General features: G+C 72.4%; 14 protein-coding genes. 10 read left to right on the top strand and 4 right to left on the bottom strand.

Features of this window, described 5'->3' with window-relative positions:
• The first annotated feature begins 32 nt into the window (after positions 1 to 32).
• From purF to EDD28_RS08505, 10 genes are all read left to right on the top strand, one after another.
• Complete coding sequence (gene purF, locus EDD28_RS08550) at positions 33 to 1,493, top strand: amidophosphoribosyltransferase (protein WP_123739220.1); 1,461 nt, start codon at positions 33 to 35, stop codon at positions 1,491 to 1,493.
• A gap of 45 nt (positions 1,494 to 1,538) precedes the next feature.
• The gene (locus EDD28_RS08545) at positions 1,539 to 2,630 is read left to right on the top strand and encodes a nucleoside hydrolase (protein WP_123739219.1); all 1,092 of its coding nucleotides are present in this window, start codon (positions 1,539 to 1,541) and stop codon (positions 2,628 to 2,630) included.
• A 226-nt stretch (positions 2,631 to 2,856) separates the two neighbouring features.
• Positions 2,857 to 4,791, top strand: coding sequence for a cellulase family glycosylhydrolase (locus EDD28_RS08540; protein WP_211339146.1), 1,935 nt, complete (start codon positions 2,857 to 2,859; stop codon positions 4,789 to 4,791).
• Between the two features lie 94 nt (positions 4,792 to 4,885).
• The gene (locus EDD28_RS08535; RefSeq protein WP_123739217.1) at positions 4,886 to 6,211 is read left to right on the top strand and encodes an ABC transporter substrate-binding protein; all 1,326 of its coding nucleotides are present in this window, start codon (positions 4,886 to 4,888) and stop codon (positions 6,209 to 6,211) included.
• Positions 6,212 to 6,290: 79 nt separating this feature from the next.
• A complete protein-coding gene (locus EDD28_RS08530) occupies positions 6,291 to 7,199 on the top strand; it encodes a carbohydrate ABC transporter permease (RefSeq protein WP_123739216.1) in 909 nt (302 codons plus the stop codon).
• A 29-nt stretch (positions 7,200 to 7,228) separates the two neighbouring features.
• The gene (locus EDD28_RS08525; protein WP_123740016.1) at positions 7,229 to 8,071 is read left to right on the top strand and encodes a carbohydrate ABC transporter permease; all 843 of its coding nucleotides are present in this window, start codon (positions 7,229 to 7,231) and stop codon (positions 8,069 to 8,071) included.
• A 2-nt stretch (positions 8,072 to 8,073) separates the two neighbouring features.
• Positions 8,074 to 10,371 carry a glycoside hydrolase family 3 N-terminal domain-containing protein gene (locus EDD28_RS08520; protein ID WP_211339145.1) on the top strand — a complete coding sequence of 766 codons (2,298 nt, stop codon included), beginning with the start codon at positions 8,074 to 8,076 and terminating at the stop codon, positions 10,369 to 10,371.
• Positions 10,358 to 11,455, top strand: coding sequence for a LacI family DNA-binding transcriptional regulator (locus tag EDD28_RS08515; RefSeq protein WP_211339144.1), 1,098 nt, complete (start codon positions 10,358 to 10,360; stop codon positions 11,453 to 11,455). The genes EDD28_RS08520 and EDD28_RS08515 overlap by 14 nt, the downstream gene beginning before the upstream one ends.
• A 119-nt stretch (positions 11,456 to 11,574) precedes the next feature.
• Positions 11,575 to 12,066 carry a RidA family protein gene (locus EDD28_RS08510; RefSeq protein ID WP_170169404.1) on the top strand — a complete coding sequence of 164 codons (492 nt, stop codon included), beginning with the start codon at positions 11,575 to 11,577 and terminating at the stop codon, positions 12,064 to 12,066.
• Positions 12,063 to 13,187: a hypothetical protein gene (locus EDD28_RS08505; RefSeq protein ID WP_123739213.1), complete on the top strand. Its 1,125-nt coding sequence runs from the start codon at positions 12,063 to 12,065 to the stop codon at positions 13,185 to 13,187. The genes EDD28_RS08510 and EDD28_RS08505 overlap by 4 nt, the downstream gene beginning before the upstream one ends.
• Here the strand turns inward: EDD28_RS08505 and EDD28_RS08500 are convergent.
• The 4 genes from EDD28_RS08500 to EDD28_RS08485 all read right to left on the bottom strand — a co-directional run bounded on the left by EDD28_RS08500 (position 13,184) and on the right by EDD28_RS08485 (position 18,007).
• Positions 13,184 to 14,422, bottom strand: coding sequence for a glycoside hydrolase 5 family protein (locus EDD28_RS08500; protein WP_123739212.1), 1,239 nt, complete (start codon positions 14,420 to 14,422; stop codon positions 13,184 to 13,186). The genes EDD28_RS08505 and EDD28_RS08500 overlap by 4 nt on opposite strands.
• Before the next feature lie 14 nt (positions 14,423 to 14,436).
• Positions 14,437 to 15,732: a metal-dependent hydrolase family protein gene (locus EDD28_RS08495; protein WP_123739211.1), complete on the bottom strand. Its 1,296-nt coding sequence runs from the start codon at positions 15,730 to 15,732 to the stop codon at positions 14,437 to 14,439.
• Between the two features lie 197 nt (positions 15,733 to 15,929).
• Positions 15,930 to 17,405 carry an RNB domain-containing ribonuclease gene (locus tag EDD28_RS08490; protein WP_123739210.1) on the bottom strand — a complete coding sequence of 492 codons (1,476 nt, stop codon included), beginning with the start codon at positions 17,403 to 17,405 and terminating at the stop codon, positions 15,930 to 15,932.
• On the bottom strand, positions 17,402 to 18,007 hold the full coding sequence (locus EDD28_RS08485) for a heme exporter protein CcmD (protein ID WP_148059575.1): 606 nt from the start codon (positions 18,005 to 18,007) through the stop codon (positions 17,402 to 17,404). Before EDD28_RS08485 ends, EDD28_RS08490 begins: the two co-directional genes overlap by 4 nt.
• Between the last annotated feature and the right edge of the window lie 76 nt (positions 18,008 to 18,083).

Below are 18,083 nucleotides of genomic sequence, written 5' to 3'. Positions count from 1 at the left end.
CGCCAGCCCCCATCCTTGGAGCACACCCCGACATGTGCGGCATCGTGGGCGCCGTCTCGAACGAGCCGGTCGCGCAACTCATCTACGACAGCCTCGGCCTCCTCCAGCATCGCGGGCAGGACTCCACCGGGATCGCGACCGCCGAGGGGAGCGTGTTCCACCTCGCCCGGGCCAAGGGCCAGGTCCGCGAGGCCTACCGGACCCGGGACATGCGCAAGCTGCTCGGCACGATGGGCATCGGCCACGTCCGGTACGCGACGGCCGGCAAGGCGAGCGCCGAGGAGGAGAGCCAGCCCTTCTACGTCAACGCGCCGTACGGGATCATGCTCGTCCACAACGGCAACCTGACGAACGTGCGCGAGCTGCGCGGCGACCTGTTCGACGTCGACCGGCGGCACATGAACACGCAGTCCGACACGGAGCTGCTCCTCAACGTGCTCGCGACGGAGCTCCAGGCCGTCATCTCCGGCACGCACCTGGACACCGACCAGATCTTCACGGCGGTGGAGCGGCTGCACGAGCGGGTCGAGGGCTCCTACGCCGTCATCGCGATGATCGCCGGCTACGGCCTGCTCGCGTTCCGCGACCCGAACGGCATCCGCCCGCTCGTCCTCGGTCGCCGCGAGTCGACGCTCACGGGCGCCGACTGGGTCGTCGCGTCCGAGTCGCTCGTCCCCGAGGCGTCCGGGTACGACGTGGTCGGCGACATCGCCCCGGGCGAGGCCGTCTTCATCACGCTCGGCGGCGAGATGATCCGCAAGCAGTGCCACCCGGCGCCCCGGCTCATCCCGTGCTCGTTCGAGTACGTCTACCTCGCGCGCCCCGACTCGACCATGAACGGCATCTCGGTCTACGACGCGCGCCTGCGGCTCGGCGACTCGCTCGCCGCGACGATCGCCAGGTACTCCCCGATGGATGACATCGACGTCGTCATGCCGATCCCCGACTCGGCGCGACCCTCCGCCATGCAGGTCGCCCGGCGGCTCGGGCTGGAGTACCGCGAGGGCTTCTACAAGAACCGGTACGTCGGGCGGACGTTCATCATGCCGGGGCAGGCGGCGCGCAAGAAGTCCGTCCGGCAGAAGCTCAACGCGATGCCGGGCGAGTTCCGCGGGAAGTCGGTGCTCATCGTCGACGACTCGATCGTGCGCGGCACGACCTCGCGCGAGATCGTCGAGATGGCGCGCCAGGCCGGGGCGCGGCGGGTGACCTTCGCGTCGGCGGCCCCGCCCGTCCGGTTCCCCCACGTCTACGGCATCAACATGCCGAGCCGCGCCGAGCTCATCGCCCACGGGCGCACGATCCCGGAGGCGAACGACGTCCTCGGGGCCGACCACCTGGTGTACCAGGAGGTCGAGGACATGAAGAACGCGATCCTGGCGGGGCAGAGCACCGTCACGGACCTCGAGATGAGCTGCTTCGACGGGCGCTACGTCGCCGGTCGCGTCGACGAGGAGTACCTGCGCTGGGTCGAGGAGACGACCGTCTCCTGACCCGGAGCGAAGCCCGAACCCCGTCCCGAGGGAGGAGGACCCACCGTGTCGCCGTCGGTCGAGTCACGCACCGGTGCCCGCCGACCGGACCCTCCCGCGCCGCCCGTCGGCAGCCGCACCTGGACGATCGGGCAGACGCCGTGGCGCGAGCACGAGGAGCATCCCGGCGGGCGCACCAGCGTCGTGCTGGACAACGACTACTCGGGTGACCCCGACGGCCTCTACCAGCTCGCCCACCACCTGCTCTCACCCAGCGTGCGGATCGCGGCCGTCGTCGGGTCGCGGCTGCCGAGAACCGGTCGCCACGCGAGCTCCCCCGACACGGCACGCGACGGCGAGCTTGCCGCACTCGATCTGTTCGCCCGGATGGGCCTGGCGTCGACCGAGCTGATCCACCGGGGCTCACCGGACCCGCTCCCGGCCCCCGGCTCGCCCGCTCCGTCAGCCGCGACGGCCGCGATCATCGGCAGCGCGATGCTGGCGAGCCCGGAGCAGCCGCTGCTCTACCTGGCCGGCGGCGGCCTCACCGATCTCGCAACCGCGCTGCTCGTCGAGCCCCGGATCGCCGAGCGCATCCTCCTGGTCTGGATCGGAGGCGGCGAGCACCCGGGGCAGGCGGCGGCGCCGCCCGGAGCGAGCGGGGTGGAGTGCAACCTCGGCTTCGACGTCCCGGCGGCACAGGTCGTGTTCGACACCCAGCCCCTGCGGATCTGGCAGGTTCCGCGCGACGCCTACCGCCAGTGCCTCGTCTCGGAGACCGAGCTGCGCCGGCGGGTCGGACGCTCCGGGCGGCTCGGCGGCTTCCTCTACGGGATGGTCCGGTCCGCGTACCACCGGGCGCCCGACGTCCGAGAGCCGCTCCCCGAGTCCTACGTCCTCGGAGACTCGCCCCTCGTCCTCCTGAGCGCGCTGCGGTCGGCGTTCGAGCCGGACCCCGCGTCCAGCTCGTGGCACGCGCGACCCACGCCGAGGATCGCTCCCGACGGCTCGTATCTCGACGCGCCGGGCGCACGGGAGATGCGGGTCTACTCCCGTCTCGACACGCGGCTCATGCTCGACGACCTCTACCTCAAGCTCGAGGAGTTCTCGCAGTGGCAGGACGGCCCGGCTCCGAGCGAGGGCCGGAGCACCAGCTGAGCCACCCACGCCTCGCGGTCGGCCGATGGACGCGGCGGGGGCTGACCTCGGGCGCGCTCGCCGGACGTCGACGGGCGGACGACAGCGCCGAGAACCAGCCCGCCCGAGGGACGCCCTTGACGAGGGGGACCGGTCCACCTACGCTAGGTGGACCGGTCTACTCGTGAAGGAGCGAGACGTGATTCAGCGGCAACGGCACGCATTCAGTGCCGACCATCCCCTTCTGGTGGGCGTGAACTTCTGGTCGCGCTCCGGGGGGCCCCGGATGTGGGTCGAGTACGACGCCGACCTCGTCGGCTCGGAGCTCGACCAGATGCGGGACCACGGCATGACCGTGACTCGCTCGTTCCTCTTCTGGCCCGACGCGATGCCCGGAGAGCACCAGCTCGACGAGGACGTCATCGCGCGCTACGAGGACTTCCTCGACGCACACGCCAGGCGCGGCATGTCGACGATCCCGACGTTCATCGTCGGGCACATGTCCGGACAGAACTGGGATCCCTCCTGGCGGGCCGGACGCGACCTGCTCACCGACGTGCGCTTCGTCGCCGCCCAGTCCTGGTTCGCCCGTCGACTCGCCGAGCGCTTCGGGGCCCATCCCGCCGTCGCGGCGTGGCTGGTGAGCAACGAGATGCCGATCTACCTCGACCCCGTCACTCGCGGCGTCGGCTCGGTCGAGGCAGCGGACGTCGCGGCGTGGGCCGAGCTGATCGTCTCCGCCCTGCGCGCGGGGGGCGCCACGCAGCCGGTGTCGCTCGGGGACGGCGCCTGGGGCGTCGAGATCACCGGCGTCGACAACGGCTTCCGGGTGCGCGACCTCGCGGAGACCATCGACTTCGTCGGACCGCACGTGTACCGGATGGAGAAGGACCAGGTCTCCCAGCTCCTGGGCGCCGCCTACGTCTGCGAGCTCCTCGACTTCACCGGCAAACCCATCGTCCTCGAGGAGTTCGGGGCCACCAGCTCCTACGCCTCCGACGAGAACATCGCCCACTACTACCGGCAGTCGCTGCACCACACGCTCCTCGCCGGAGCCAGCGGGTGGCTCGCCTGGAACAACACCGACTACGACCACCTCGGGGATCGCGACCCCTACCGTCACCACCCGCAGGAGATGCACTTCGGCATCGTCGACACGCACGGGGAGCCCAAGCCGGCCGCACGGGAGATGCTGCGCTTCGCCTCGTTCCTCCGCGAGGCGGACGTGGAGCTGGCGGGTCGTCCGGCGACCGACGTCGCGATCGTCGTGCCGGAGATCCTCGACCGTCCGACGCCCTTCGTCCACCCTCGCGACCTCACCGCCGCGGTGGAAGCGACGCGACACTCCTACATCGCGGCACGAGAGGCCGGTCTCGACCCGGTGCTCGTTCGAGAGGGCGACGGCATCCCGGCGGGAGCCAGGCTCTACCTCGTGCCCTCGACGAAGCAGCTCACGGCGCCCTCCTGGCGTCGGCTGCGCGAGCTGGCCGAGGCCGGGGCCGTCGTCTACGCCTCGCACTTCACGGGCGACCACCTGACCCACCGGGCATCGTGGTGGCCGTGGGTCGAGGAGACCTTCGGCGTCCGCCACCACTCGCGCTACGGGCTCGTCGAGTCGCTGCCACCCGGCCCGCTGGCCGCCACGTTCGTCGACGGGCTGGGCGACCTGGTCGCCGGGGACGAGCTCTCGTTCGCCACCGGGGGCAACGACGAGGCCCGCAACCGGCTCCCGCTGACCTCGACCAGCGCACGGGTCCTCGCCGTCGACGGGGAGGGAGCACCCCTCCTCACCGCGAACCCGCTGGGGAGGGGCGCCGCGATCCTGTGCGCAGCCCCCGTCGAGTTCATGGCGGCCCAGCGGCGCGAGGTCAATCCCGAGGACACCTGGCGCCTGTACCGGGCGCTCGCCGTCCTCGCGGACGCCCTTCCCCCGGTGACCTCCGGAGACCCTCGGGTCCTCACCGGTGAGCTCCACCACCCCGACGGACACGCGCTCACCTGGTTCATCAACGTCAGCGCCGACGAGGTCACGGTGCGCCCGACCGTCCGCGACGGCGTCCTGCGGACCGCGACCCCGTTGCACCGCGGGCCCGGCGCACGAGCATCCGGGAGCGAGCACACCCTCACCCTCGCGCCGTTCGAGGTCACCGTCCTGCGGCGCGATGCCGCCACGGGGCACTAGTCACAGGTGCCGGACCCTCCGGCCACCGTCCTCGACCGGGCCGCCGGCCCGGTAGAAGCACCGGCACAACGCCGGTCCATCACAAGGAGACACTATGCACTCACGAACCACGAGGCTCAGCAGCATCGTCGCCGCTGCCGCCGTCGGTGTCCTGACACTGGCGGCCTGCTCGGGAGGCAGCCCCTCCGGGGGCGGGAGCGGCACGGACGGGGGCTCCAGCGGCGGGACGACCGACTCGCTCACCCTCCACACGAGCTGGCTCGACGGCGAGCCGCGCACCGGCCAGCTTCGCAAGGTCCTCGAGGAGTTCACGGCGGAGACCGGGATCACCGTCGAGCTCCTGCAGAACGGGAACGAGCTCAACCAGGTCTACGAGACCGCGGTCCTCGCGGGCGACGAGGCCGACGTCGTGCTCACCAACCTCACCGACAAGCAGCTCGAGTGGGCCAAGAGCGGGGCCGTCGCCCCGGTGAACGACTACATCGAGGCGTGGGGACTGGCCGACGTCATCCCCGAGGACGCCGTCACCGACTGGACCGACGGGGAGGGCAACGTCCGTGGCTTCCCCTACACGGGCTTCTCCTGGCCCGTCTGGTACAACACGGACCTGCTCGACAAGGCCGGCGTGACCGAGATCCCCCGCACGATCGACGAGCTCGTCGCGGCCGCCGACGCCCTGCGGGCGGCAGGCATCCAGCCCCTGACGATCGGCGGCAGCGACTGGTCCGGGCAGAAGATGCTCCTCATGGTCGTCCAGTCGATGATGACCAACGACGAGGCCCGGGAGGTCCTGGTCAACGGCGGCTACTGCGAGAGCCCCAACGCCATGGCCGGGATCGAGCTGTTCGTCGAGCTTCGCGACGCAGGTGTCTTCGCTGACGGCGCCGAGGGCCTGACGGCCGATCTCTCGACGGCTGCGTACCTGGAGGGTCAGGCGGGCATCGGGTTCATCGGGTCGTGGGCCTTCCTCGACGCGACGGACGAGCTCGCGGCGTCGACGACGCTCGGTGGCTTCCCTCTGGCCGACGGCAGCCCGTTCGACAAGCCGACCGCCTTCCGCGGGCTCACCGGCGGCGGCTGGTACGTGAGCCAGAACGGTCTCGACAAGCTCGACGCGGTCGAGAAGCTCGTCACCTACATGTACCGCGAGGACGTGCTCGGGCAGATCATCGACCAGACCGCCGTCATCACGGTGGTGCCCGTGGCGCCCGAGGTCGCGGCCAACGCCGGGAACGAGCTCATGGCGGCCGCCCTGTCGACGCTTCCGGACGAGGTCGACTTCCCCGTCATGCCCGACACCTACGTGCCGGGCGCGGTGGCCGAGCCGATGTACCGCGCCAGCTCCCAGGCGTTCTCCCCGGGAACCGACGCCGCGGCGGTGTGCAAGGCGCTCGACGACGCCTACGCCTCCGTGAGCTGAGCCCCGCCCCGTCCGGAGCCGCCCAGCCGGGCGGCTCCGGACGGACTCCGTCACCCCACCGTCCGCACCAGGAGGAACCATGTCCGCGGAGACGCCGGCACGCCCCCTTCCATCCCGTCACCGCTCCCGCGCGCGTGCCCGCCGGCTGCTCCTCCTGCTGGCGGTACCAGCGCTCCTGTGGTTCGTCGTGTTCATGATCGGGCCGCTGGTGAGCCTGTTCTACTACTCGCTCACCAAGTGGCAGGGCCTGCTCGGCGAGCCCGTGTTCAGCGGGCTCGAGAACTTCGCCCGGATGGTCTCGGACCCCGACGTGCACGTCGCCACCCGCAACTCGCTCCTCCAGCTCGTCATCACGATCCCGATCATGATCGCCATCGCGTTCATGGTGGCCTACTACCTCAACCTCCAGCGGCGCGGTCATCGCCTCGTGCGCGCGGTGCTGTTCACCCCGCTGCTCCTGTCGGCGCCCGTGCTCGCGATGGTCATGCTCGGTGTCTTCTCCCCCAACGGGATGGCCAACTCGATCCTCGCAACCTTCGGCGTCGGCCCGGTGTCCTGGCTGACCACCGCCAGGTTCGCGCTGCCGGTGCTGTGGGCCGTCGGCATCTGGTCCGGGACGGCGGTGAGCTCGATCATGCTGGCCGCGCGGCTGGCCGACATCCCCGGCGAGGTGTACGAGGCTGCGGAGCTCGACGGGTGCGGGCACTGGCGGCGGATGTGGCGGATCGCGTTCCCGATCGCCTTCGAGTACGTCGGCGTCATCGTGATGCTCCAGTACCTGTGGGTGCTGTTCTCCTCCGCGGCACTCGTCCTCCTCCTCACCCGCGGGGGTCCGGGGAACTCGACGATGACGCTGAGCTTCCTCGTCTACGACCTGTCCTTCAACCGGTCACAGGTCGGCTACGGCCAGGCGATCGCGGTGGTGCTCTTCATCGTCGGCGTCGTCGGCATGCTCGCCATCCGTCGGGCCTTCCGGGCCCGGTACTGAACGACCGACTGAGTGATCGGAGCCCCATGATGACGAGCAAGCGACGCCGCTCGGCACTCTCCCTGATCCCCGGGCACATCGGGATCCTGACGCTGGTGGTGACCCTCGTCGGCCCGCTGTACTACGTCCTGGTCTCCTCCGTGAAGACCAACAACCAGATCATCCTCAACCCGTTCGCGATCACGCTGGACCCGCAGATCCAGAACTTCGGTGACGCGATCGCCAACGCCTCGCTCGGCAAGGCCCTGCTGAACTCGGCGTACATCACGCTCGGCGCGGAGCTCCTCACCATCGTCCTGGCGTTGCCGGCCGCCTTCGCGATCGCCCGCACACAGGGACGGCTGAGCGACTGGTTCGAGCGGAGCTTCGCACTCGGCTTCCTGATCCCCGGCTTCGCCGCGCTCGTCCCGACGGCGATGCTCGCGATCCTTCTCGACCTCTTCCACACCCGCGAGTTCCTCGTCCTCTTCCTTCCCGCGACGGCGCTCCCGCTCAGCGTGATCCTGCTGGTGCAGGCCGTACGAGCCGTGCCGCCCGAGCTCGCCGAGAGCGCGGAGATCGACGGCTCAGGACCGCTGCGGATGCTGCTGTCGGTCTACCTCCCCCTCACGGCGCCGACGCTCGCGACCGTCGCCATCCTCAACTTCCTGTCCTTCTGGAACGAGTACTTCTTCACGCTGGTCATCGCCGGGCCGAGCACCGACGTGCGCACGGCCCAGGTCGCGCTGCCGACGCTCACCTCCACGATCAGCACCCAGTACGGGATCCTGTCCGCCGGCATCGTCGTGACGCTGCTGCCGGTCTACGCCGTGTACATCGCGCTGGCCAAGCGCATGGAGAACGCCGTGCTCTCGGGCGCGGTGAAGGGATGACGATGACCGATCCGGCCCGCACCACCCAGGACTCACCCACCGACCGCGTGCGCGAGCTGCTGGCTCGCATGACCACGAGGGAGAAGGTCGGCCAGCTCAACCAGCGCCTCTTCGGCTGGCAGCACGTGCGCCGCACCCGCACCGGCTACGTCCTCTCGGAGGAGCTGCTGGCGCACGCCGAGCACTGGGGAGGCATCGGTGCCGTCTACGGTCTCCACCGTGCTGACGCCTGGTCGGGGCAGTCCTGGTCGAACGGGATCGCGCCGGAGGCGGCAGCCGAGGTGACCCGCCAGCTCCAGGACGCCGTCGCCGCCGTCTCGCGCCTCGCCGTCCCGGCGCTCATCGTCGAGGAAGCACCCCACGGGCACCAGGGACTGGGCGGCACGCTGCTGCCCACCACCATCGGCCAGGCAGCGACGTTCGACCCCGAGTGGGTCGCCGAGCGAGCCGCGGCCGTCGCGGCGGAGCTCGCCTCCGTCGGCGCCCACGTCGCCCTGGTCTCCGGTCTCGACCTGGCCCGCGACCCCCGCTGGGGACGCTCCGAGGAGTGCTTCGGCGAGGACCCTCTGCTGGCGGCCGAGCTCACCGGGGCGACCGTGGCGGCCATGCAGGGGGAGGGTGAGCGCATCGACGCCGCGCACGTCGCCGTCGTGGTCAAGCACCTGGCGGCCCAGGGAGCGGCTGCCGGGGGCCGCAACGCCGCCAGCGCCGTCATCGGGCGTCGAGAGCTCCACGAGATCCACCTTCCCCCCGCACGGTCGGCCGTGCTCGCCGACGCAGCCGGGTTCATGTCGGCCTACAACGACATCGACGGTGTCCCGTGCAGCGCGAACCGCGACCTGCTGACCGGGCTCCTGCGGCAGCAGTGGGGGTCGCGGGGCATCGTCATGTCCGACATGGGTGCGCTCGACCGGCTGGCCGGTCCCGCGGGTGGTCTGGTCGAGGCAGGGGCTCTCGCGCTGAACGCCGGCGTCGACATGAGCATGGGGGACGTCGCCTTCACCCTCCTGGAGGAGGCGCTGGCGCGCGGCCTCGTGAACGAGGCCGCGATCGACCTGGCCTGCGAACGCGTGCTGCGCCTCAAGGACCGGCTCGGCCTGCTCGACGGCACCCGTTCCGTCGAGGCGCCCGCACGGCCACGGTTCCCGGTCCCGCCCGTCGACGCCTCGGCACTCGTGCTGGTGAAGAACGACGGAGCCCTCCCCCTGCCACCCGGGATCGAGCGGGTGGCGGTGATCGGACCCAACTCCCAGGACGTCGGCTGTCTCCTCGGCGACTACGTGCCTCCGCTCCCGGCGGGCGACGGCGTCTCGATCGCCGAGGGGCTCGTCCAGACGCTCGCGGCCGAGGTGCGCTGCGAGCGCGGCAGCATGGTGCGAGGCGAGCTTCCCGGCGGCATCGGGCGCGCCGTCGATCTCGCTCGATGGGCCGAGGTGGTGGTGCTGGCCCTGGGAGGCAGCAGCCGCCGCCGCTACGACGGGGAGTTCGAGGACAACGGCGCCGCCGCCGGAGCCGAGGACCTCGACGTCTCGGGCGGAGAGGGCGCCGACCTCGCGGACGTCCGCCTGCCAGGGGCCCAGCGGGAGCTGGTCGAGGCCGTCGCGGAGGCGGTGGCGGGATCGGGCACACGGATCGTCACCGTCATGGTGACGGGTCGCGCCCAGGGCGCCTCGCCTGCTCTGGAGCTGTCGGACGCGCTGCTCTACGCGTGGTACCCGGGTCCCGACGGCGGCCGCGTCATCGCCGAGACGCTGATCGGGAACGACGAGCCCGCCGGGCGGATGCCGGTCTCGGTCCCGCGTTCCAGCGCCGAGCTCCCGGTTACCTACGACCGGCGGCTGGAGTGGTCTCCGCGCTACCTCACCGGACCTGTCAGCCCGGAGACGCCCTTCGGCGCCGGGCTCGGCTACACGTCATGGACGCTCGGTCCCGTCGAGGGGGTGCCCGCCGCCGCAGGGATCGAGGACGTCGACGCGGGCCGCGTCGGCGTCCGGGTACGCGTCACCAACACCGGCCGACGTGCCGGCAGCCAGGTGGTCCAGCTCTACGGGCGTCTCATGGTGCCGGGTCTTGCCCCACGCACGGCGAGCCTGCTGGGGCACTCGCGCGTCCGGCTGGAGCCTGGCGAGTCCCGCGAGGTCGAGGTGCGGATCGCGCCGTCACCTCCGGCGCTGGCCGCCATCGACGGGCCGGGCCGACTGGCCCTCGTCGCCGGCCTCGACAGCTCCGTCTCGTTCGACGAGGCGGTCGAGATCGATCTCGTCGTCACCGCAGCAGGGGCCGACAGTGCCGCACTATGATCCCGAAGGAACGACGACGAAGGAGTGGGACATCGGTACCGAGGGGTCGCCGCGCCGAGCCACCATTCGAGACGTCGCCGCGCACGCGGGCGTCTCGCGCAGCGCCGTGTCGAAGGTCTTCAATGCCAAGGGTGGCATCTCCCCCGCGACCGAGGCGCGTATCCGGGAGTCGGCGCGCGCCCTGAACTGGGCGCCGAGCGCAAGCGCAGCGGCCCTGGCGTCCGACTCCACCCGGACGGTCGGGCTGGTCATTCGTCGTGGGCCCGACCTCCTGTTCGCCGACCCGCACTTCGCGCTCCTCATCGGCGGGGTCGAGGAGATCCTCGTGCCCGCCGGCTACGGCCTCCAGCTCCACCTGATCGGCGAGGACCGCGAGCTCGAGCGCGGGCTGTACACGCGACTGGCGACCCAGCGACGGGTCGACGGCGTGCTCCTGACCGAGAGCGAGCTCGGCGATCCCCGACACGCCCTGCTCGACGAGCTGGGCCTCCCCTCCGTCATGCTGGGATGGCCCGACCCGGAGGAGGAGCAGCGGTGGAACGTCGTCTCGGCGCACCCGAGCGAACACCGCACCGCCTACCACGAGGCGGCCCGCCATCTGACGGACCTCGGCCACCGAAGGGTCGCGTACGTCTCCGGGCCCGAGCGCCTCGTCCACACCGGCTACCGGCGTCGGGAGTTCGAGCGCGAGCTCACACGCAACGGCGCCGAGCTCGTGACCCGCGTGCACCTGGACTTCTCGGTCGAGCAGGTCGTGGAGGCCTGCCTGTCGATGGTGGACGGACCCCGCCCCCCCACCGCGTTCGCCTTCGCCAACGACTCGATGGCGCTGGCGGCGATCGGCGCCCTCAGCGCGCGTGGGATCCGGGTGCCGCAGGACATCTCCATCATCGGGCACGACAACCTGCCGACGGGCCAGTGGTCCCACCCCGGCCTCACGACCATCGCCCAGGACCTGCGCGGCATGGCACGGCAGGCGGCCATCCTCCTCCTTCGCCAGCTCGGCGACACGTCGCTGGGCGACGAGCCGATGAGCCCGCCCCGGCTCGTCATCCGCGGGACGACCGGACCCGCCTCCAGCTGACCGCGCCTCCGGCCGGTCCCAGCACCTGACCGCCCCGCCCGGCCCCGGACTCCCCCGTCCCGGGGCCGCGAGGCCGGTCTCCGCACCACCCGCCTTCCCCAACCGATCGGGAGCCGATGATGACCAGCACGCCCAACCCCCTCGACCCCGGTCACGAGACGCGCCTGCGGGCACTCGGACTCACGTTCCTGCCCAAGGGGCCGCCGAAGCCGAGCGTCGACGCCTGCGTCGAGGTCGACGGCATGCTCTACGTCTCGGGCCACGGACCGGAGGACGATGCCGGCAACCTCCTGTTCCGCGGGAGGGTCGGCGCCGAGGTCAGCCTCGACGAGGCGGTCGCGGCAGCGCGCGCCACCGGTCTGCAGATCCTGCGGTCGGCTCGCGAGCACCTGGGGTCGCTCGATCGCGTCGTCCGCGTCGTGAAGCTGCTCGCGCTGGTCAACTCGGCGTCCGACTTCCACGAGCAGCCTGCGGTGGTCAACGGATGCTCCGACCTGCTGGTCGAGGTCTTCGGCCCGGCCGGTCGCCACGCCCGGTCGGCCATGGGGACCTCCAACCTCCCGGGCAACCAGCCGGTGGAGATCGAGGCGATCCTCCAGGTGCGTCCGTGACACCGCACCCGTACGAGCTGCTGGGTGTCGAGCGCGTTCTCAACGCAGCCGACACGATCACGTCGCTCGGCGGCGGTCCGCTCGACCCGCGCGTGCTGGCGTCGATGGCGGCGGCCGCCACCGCCTATGTCGACATGACCGACTACCTCGCGCGTGCCGGAGCTCATCTGGCCGAGCGGATCGGTGTGCCCGACGCTCTCGTCACGAACTCGGCGGTCTCGGGCGTCGCACTCGCCGTCGCGGCCGCGATCGCTGGTGACACGCCGGCCGCGGTCGACGCGGCCCCGGCACACCGGACCGACCGCACCGAGGTCGTCGTGCTCTGCGCGCAGCGCAACCCCTACGACCGGGCGGTCGGGATCGGAGGCGGGAGGATCGTCACCGCCGGGTACTCCGACGGCACGACGCGCTGGCAGGTGGAGGCCGAGATCGGTCCCCGCACCGCGGCCCTCCTGTGGTACGCGGGGACACAGTTCGAGCACTACGCCCTAGGGCTCGCCGACATGGTGGCGATCGCGGAGGCCAGCGGGCTGCCCGTCATCGTCGACGCCGCGGCCCAGGTCCCGCCCGTCACCAACCTCCGCCGGTACGTCGACGACGGCGCCGCCGCGGTCGCGTTCAGCGGGGGCAAGGGGCTGCGCGGGCCGCAGGACACCGCGCTGCTGGTCGGCGGCGATCTCGTCGGGGTCGCGCGGGCGCACGCGTTCCCCCACTACGGCATCGGGCGCGGCATGAAGGTGAGCAAGGAGGGCGTCGCAGGGCTCGTCACCGCCGTCGGGCTCGCCCTCGACGCAGACGACGACGCGGACTACGCGGCTCTCCTCGCGCGCTGCCTGGCATGGGGTGACGCGCTCGCGGGGCTCCCGGGCGTCCGCACGTCGACCGTGCCGGACGGGGTGCTCGGTCAGCACACACCGCGGCTGCGCGTCGACCTCGATCCTGGGCTCGGCGACGGTCTCCAGCTCGCAGCGAGGCTGCGCGCCGGCCGGCCGGCCGTCGTCGTGCGGACGGAGGAGACCGTGCCCGGTGCCGTCTTCCTCAATCCCTTCCCGCTGCCACCGGAGGACGACGAGCTCGTCGTCGACGCACTGCGGACGGCGCTGGCAGGGCTGGCGGGCTAGCGCGGCGACTCGACGAGTCGCGTCACGCCGCGCGCGGCGAGCTGGTCGGGCGAGGCCGCGGTCGCGCCGGTCACGAGGGCCGGATAGGTCCCGGACGCGCGCAGCCGGTGCCAGGTCTCGAACGTCGGACCACCGGGGGCGAGAGCCGCCCGGGAGAGCGGAACCCCGTCGTCGTCGACCTCGATCACGACCGCGACGGAGCGCCGAGGGGGCTGGGGCAGATCGTCGGGGAGAGCGGCGACGGCCTCGGCGAGCGCTCGGCCGACAGGCTTCACCGACTGGTCGGGACGCATCAGCCCCAGACCGTACTCGAGCGACTTGAAGTCCGACAGGCCAGGGTCGATGTCGTGCGAGCACCACCAGGTCACCCCGTACAGGTCGCGGGTCGTGAGCGCTGACTCGAGCGAGCCGACGAGGAACGCCGGCATCTCCTCGTCGCTGAGGCAGTTGTCCGGCGCCCCGATCTCCTGCAGCCAGACCGGCCGGGACGGGTCGGCCGAGAAGGCGCGAGCCAGCTGGAGCAGGTACTCGCCGTGGTTGATCGACTCGGGCGACAGTCCGCCGTATCGAGCGGCCGTGCCGTTGAAGATCCACGAGTGGACCGTCGAGACGTTGCCGTGCTCGGTGACGTGCCGCGGGACGAACGGGTGCCCGTCCCGGTACCAGACGTGGTCGTTCGTGCTGTGCGCGAACGTCCCCGGCGTCCCCTCCGGGATCGTGCCGATCGTTCCGGCGAGCCACCCGGTCACCTGGTCGGGGTCGGCACCCATGTAGTCGGGGTTGGGCGGTGCGACGAACTGGTTGCACTCGTTGCCCAGCGTCAGACCGCCGAAGCCGGGCAGGGGTGCGAGGCGATCGAGCAGGACCCGGACGAGCTCGCCCTGCGCCGCGATCGCGTCGGGGTCGGTGAACATGTTGCCGCGGTGCCAGTTGACCAGCCACGCCGGGACGAAGTCGAACCCGGACATGTGCCCCTGGATGACGTCGACGTACACGGTCAGGCCCGCGGCCGCGCCGATCTCGACGACGGTCGCCACGTCGTCGACGGCCTGGCGACGGATGAGCGTGCGGTTCGGCTGGAGAACCGGCCAGAGGGGGAACACCCGCACGTGATCCAGCCCGAGGTCTGCGATCGCGGCGAAGTCCCGGCGGACGACCTCGGGGTCGAGGTCGATCCACTGGAACATCCAGTCGCGGCTCGGGGTGTAGTTGACCCCGATGCGTGGTCGTGGCATGGGTCGGGTCCTCGTTATCGACGGGAGCCGTGCGGCTCGGGCGTTGGCAGGGGGATGGCGCGCCAGTCGGGGACCGGCTCCGGGAGGTGCTCGCGGCCGGCCGCGACGACGAGCTCGAGCGCGTCGAGTGCGGCGAGGTCCTCCCGGGGGTCGCCGTCGACGGCGATGAGGTCGGCCGCAAGACCGGCGGCCAGACGGCCGGTCACGGCGCCGAGGCCGAGCGCCCGCGCGGCGATCCAGGTGGCCGAGTCGAGCACGGCGGTCCTCGGCATGCCGAGCCAGTGCATGACCTCGAGCGCGCCGACGAAGGCATGGTGCGGGACGTCGTTCACGCCGGCGTCGGTCGAGGCGAGGACCGTGAGGCCCGCGCGGTACATCTCCCCTACCCGCGGGACGAAGTCGCCGTCGCGCGACTCGGTGACCGCGCGGTTGCGGAAGTGCGCCGTCGGCGCGACCGCGACCCCCTGCGCCCGGATCCGCTCGCCCAGCACGGGGTCCCACCTGACCTCGCCGTCGGGATGCAGGAAGGAGCAGTGCTCCAGCTCGTCGACACCAGCATCGAGCGCCTGCGCGATGCCGGAGACACCGTGGACGTGAGCCGTGACGGGGACGCCGAGCCGGTGCGCCTCGGCGACCACGGCCTGAAGCTCGTCGTCGTGGAGCTGTGGCTCGCGTGGCCCGAAGCCGCGGGTCATGTAGCCGCCCGTCACCATGACCTTGACGAGGTCGACACCGCGCTTGCGGTGGTCGCGCACCCGGGCACGCAACGCCTGCGGACCGTCGGCCTCCCCGCCGAGGAACCAGCAGTGGCCGCCCGTCGGTGTCAGCGGGGCGCCCGCGGCCAGGATGCGTGGCCCCGGCGCATCACCCGCGGCGATCGCGTCCCGGACGAGCACGTCGAGGAAACCCCTCGCCCCTAGGTCACGGGCCGTCGTGACGCCGACGTTGAGCAGGTCTCGCGCGCTCCGGAGCATCAGGACGGTGAGCTGGGCATCGCTCGATGCGGCCATCCGTCCCACGGGGTCGGGACCGCCGTCGAAACCGAGGTGGACGTGCGCGTCGATGAGGCCGGGCATGAGCGTCGCAGGTCCCAGGTCGACCACACGGGTCTCGCCGTCGAGCCCGGACGCGATCGTCGACCACGGCGCCACCTCGGCGATGTGGCCGTCGATCACGACGACGGCGCCGTCGTCCATGGCGTCCCACTCGGGGCCGCCGATCAGGACGGTGCCGCCCCGATAGACCGTCGGGCGGCCGGGTGAGGCTGCGCGGCGACGATGCCCAGCGGGGCGGTGATGAGCCGAGTTCATGAGTGACGCCTTCGTGGTGGACCGGTCTACCACCGTAGTCCGCTCCGTCGTCACCGTCAAGGAGGGTCAGGTCGCCTCGACGTCCCCCGGCAGCGCTGGTGGGTGGGCACGGTGGCCGACCCGCCAGCGGCGCACCATCGTGGCGAGACGCGCCGATCACGATCGAGGACCAGTCCGTTCACGGTCCGCGTCTCGGGTCAGTCGAGACGGAGCTCCACCTCGCGCCGGGCGACGTCGACCGACGCGACGCTCACCCGGACGCGCGACCCCGGGCGCAGCAGCTCGCGCGGCCCCGAGACCTTGAGCCGCAGCGCTGGCTGAGAGACGAGCACCGTCGCCCGCACGGGCGTGTCCCCGTTCTTGGGGCGGGTGGTCTCGACCACGACGGCGTCGTAGGTCCGGCCGACCCGGGGCGCGAGGATGAGCGCCTCGAGCAGGTCGACGGCCGAGCGGTCGTAGGCGTTGGCGCGCTGGGTCGCCGCCGCCATCTCGTCGGGAAGCGCGTCGAGCGCCGCCACCACCCAGGACGGCACCGGCGTCCCCGCGCACCGCGCGAGCGCGATCTCGGTCCCGTACCGGTCCACGAGCCGGCGCAGCGGCGCCGTGACGTGCGCGTACTCCCCGGCAATGGCGCTGTGGCTGGCGCCGACGGGGACGCCCGGCCCGGTCGCCGGCGTGCCGAACGGCCGGTACCCCGCGCCCCGGAACAGTCGCGTCGCCTCCGTCGCGAACGCCGCGGCGGCGGGCGAGCGGACGTCGAGGCCCCGCGCGAAGACGCCGTACGGCATCGACCGCGGCCAGTCGAGCCCGAGCCCGCGGGCCACCCGGCGCAGCGCGGTCACGTCGCGGTCCTGCGCCGGGTCGAGCGTGCGCCACAGGCCGATCCCCGCGTCGCGCTGGAGCTGCGCGGCGGCCATCCCGGTCGCGAGCGAGAGCTGCGCGTTGTGCTCCTCGACCGGCAGCGGCGCCCGGTAGGCGAGCCGGTAGCGCTGACCGTCCTCGGTGACCGACACCTCCTGCTCCGGCACGTCGATGGTCGCGCCGCCGCGGCCGATCTGGAGGTCGAGCCGCAGCGCGCCCAGCTCGGGCAGGAGCGTCAGCACGGGGTCGGCCGTGCCGTCGTCGATCGCCGTCTGGACCGACGGGTAGTCGAGCTGCTCGTGCGAGCGCACCAGGGCGCGGGCGACGCTCGCGGCGACCAGGACGCCGTCCGGGTCGAAGGAGAGGTCCCACACGGCGGCGCGGCGGTCGACGCCCGGCAGCAGGCTCGCGGCGTCCTCGCTCAGCACCGGCGGGTGCAGGCCGAACCGTCCGTCCGGGCCGTAGTAGGTCAGGCCGCGGCGATGGGTCTCGACGTCGAGCGCACCACCCGGCGTGACGTAGGAGGCGACGTCGGCGATCGCGTACCGCAGCCGGTAGCCGTCCCCGTCGCGGGCCAGGTGGAACGCCTGGTCGAGGTCGGTCGAGCCGGGCGGGTCGAGGGTGACGAACGGGACGTCGCGCAGGTCGGCCCGCTCGAGGTCGTCGACGACGGGACGCTGCGCCGCCTCCTCGGCCTCCGCGAGGGCGGCCGGGTCGTAGCTCTCGGGGACGCCCAGCTCGGTCCGCAGCGCGGCGAGCAGCGGCGCGGCGTCGGCGGTGGCGGCACCCGCGCGGGCGGCCCGGCGGCTCATCGGGCGGAGTCCGCCTTCTCGGAGTCGGTCCCAGCGGACTCCCCGGCTGCGGTCCCGGCCGGCTGCTCGGCGGTGCCGGCCTCGGCCGCGTCGCTCGCCTCGGTGCCCTCCCGCCGGCGGCGACGCCGACGCGCGGACACGTCGGGGACGGCGGGCCAGTCCGTCGCGGGCAGGCCGGCGGCCTCGCGCGCGGCGAGCATGCGCCGTACGCTGCGCCGATCGAGCGCGACGGCGATCCCGTAGGCCGCGAGCACGAAGAACGCGGACAGGACGAGGAAGAGCAGCAGGAACATGCCGCCGGCGTCGAGGGCGCGACCGACCAGCTCCTCGGGCGGGAGGAAGACGTCCCGGACGAAGCTCGCGACGCCGGCGATCAGCGCCGCGAGGAACAGGGCGGCGAACACGAACGCCCCGAAGCGAGGGGCCCGACGGACGTAGGCCGGGTTCGCCTCCGCGGCGATCCGGACGTCCTCGCCGACCTCGATGGGCTCCGGAGCGGCGGTCTCGGTGTCGACCTCGTCGGCGGTGGTCGCCTCGGGGATCACGGGCTGGGCCTCCGGTCCGGGGCCGGGCTCCGCGGCCGGCTCCACGTCGTCAGTCACCGGATCACCGTACCCGTCCGGCCGTGGCCCCGGCGCGGGTCAGCCGGCCTCGGCTCGCCGGCCCGAACCCGGCGTC

The sequence above is a fragment of the Salana multivorans genome (assembly GCF_003751805.1).
Classification (GTDB): domain Bacteria; phylum Actinomycetota; class Actinomycetes; order Actinomycetales; family Beutenbergiaceae; genus Salana; species Salana multivorans.
The sequence above is the reverse complement of the archived record's forward strand: the minus strand, read 5'-3'. Positions and strand labels throughout refer to the sequence as shown.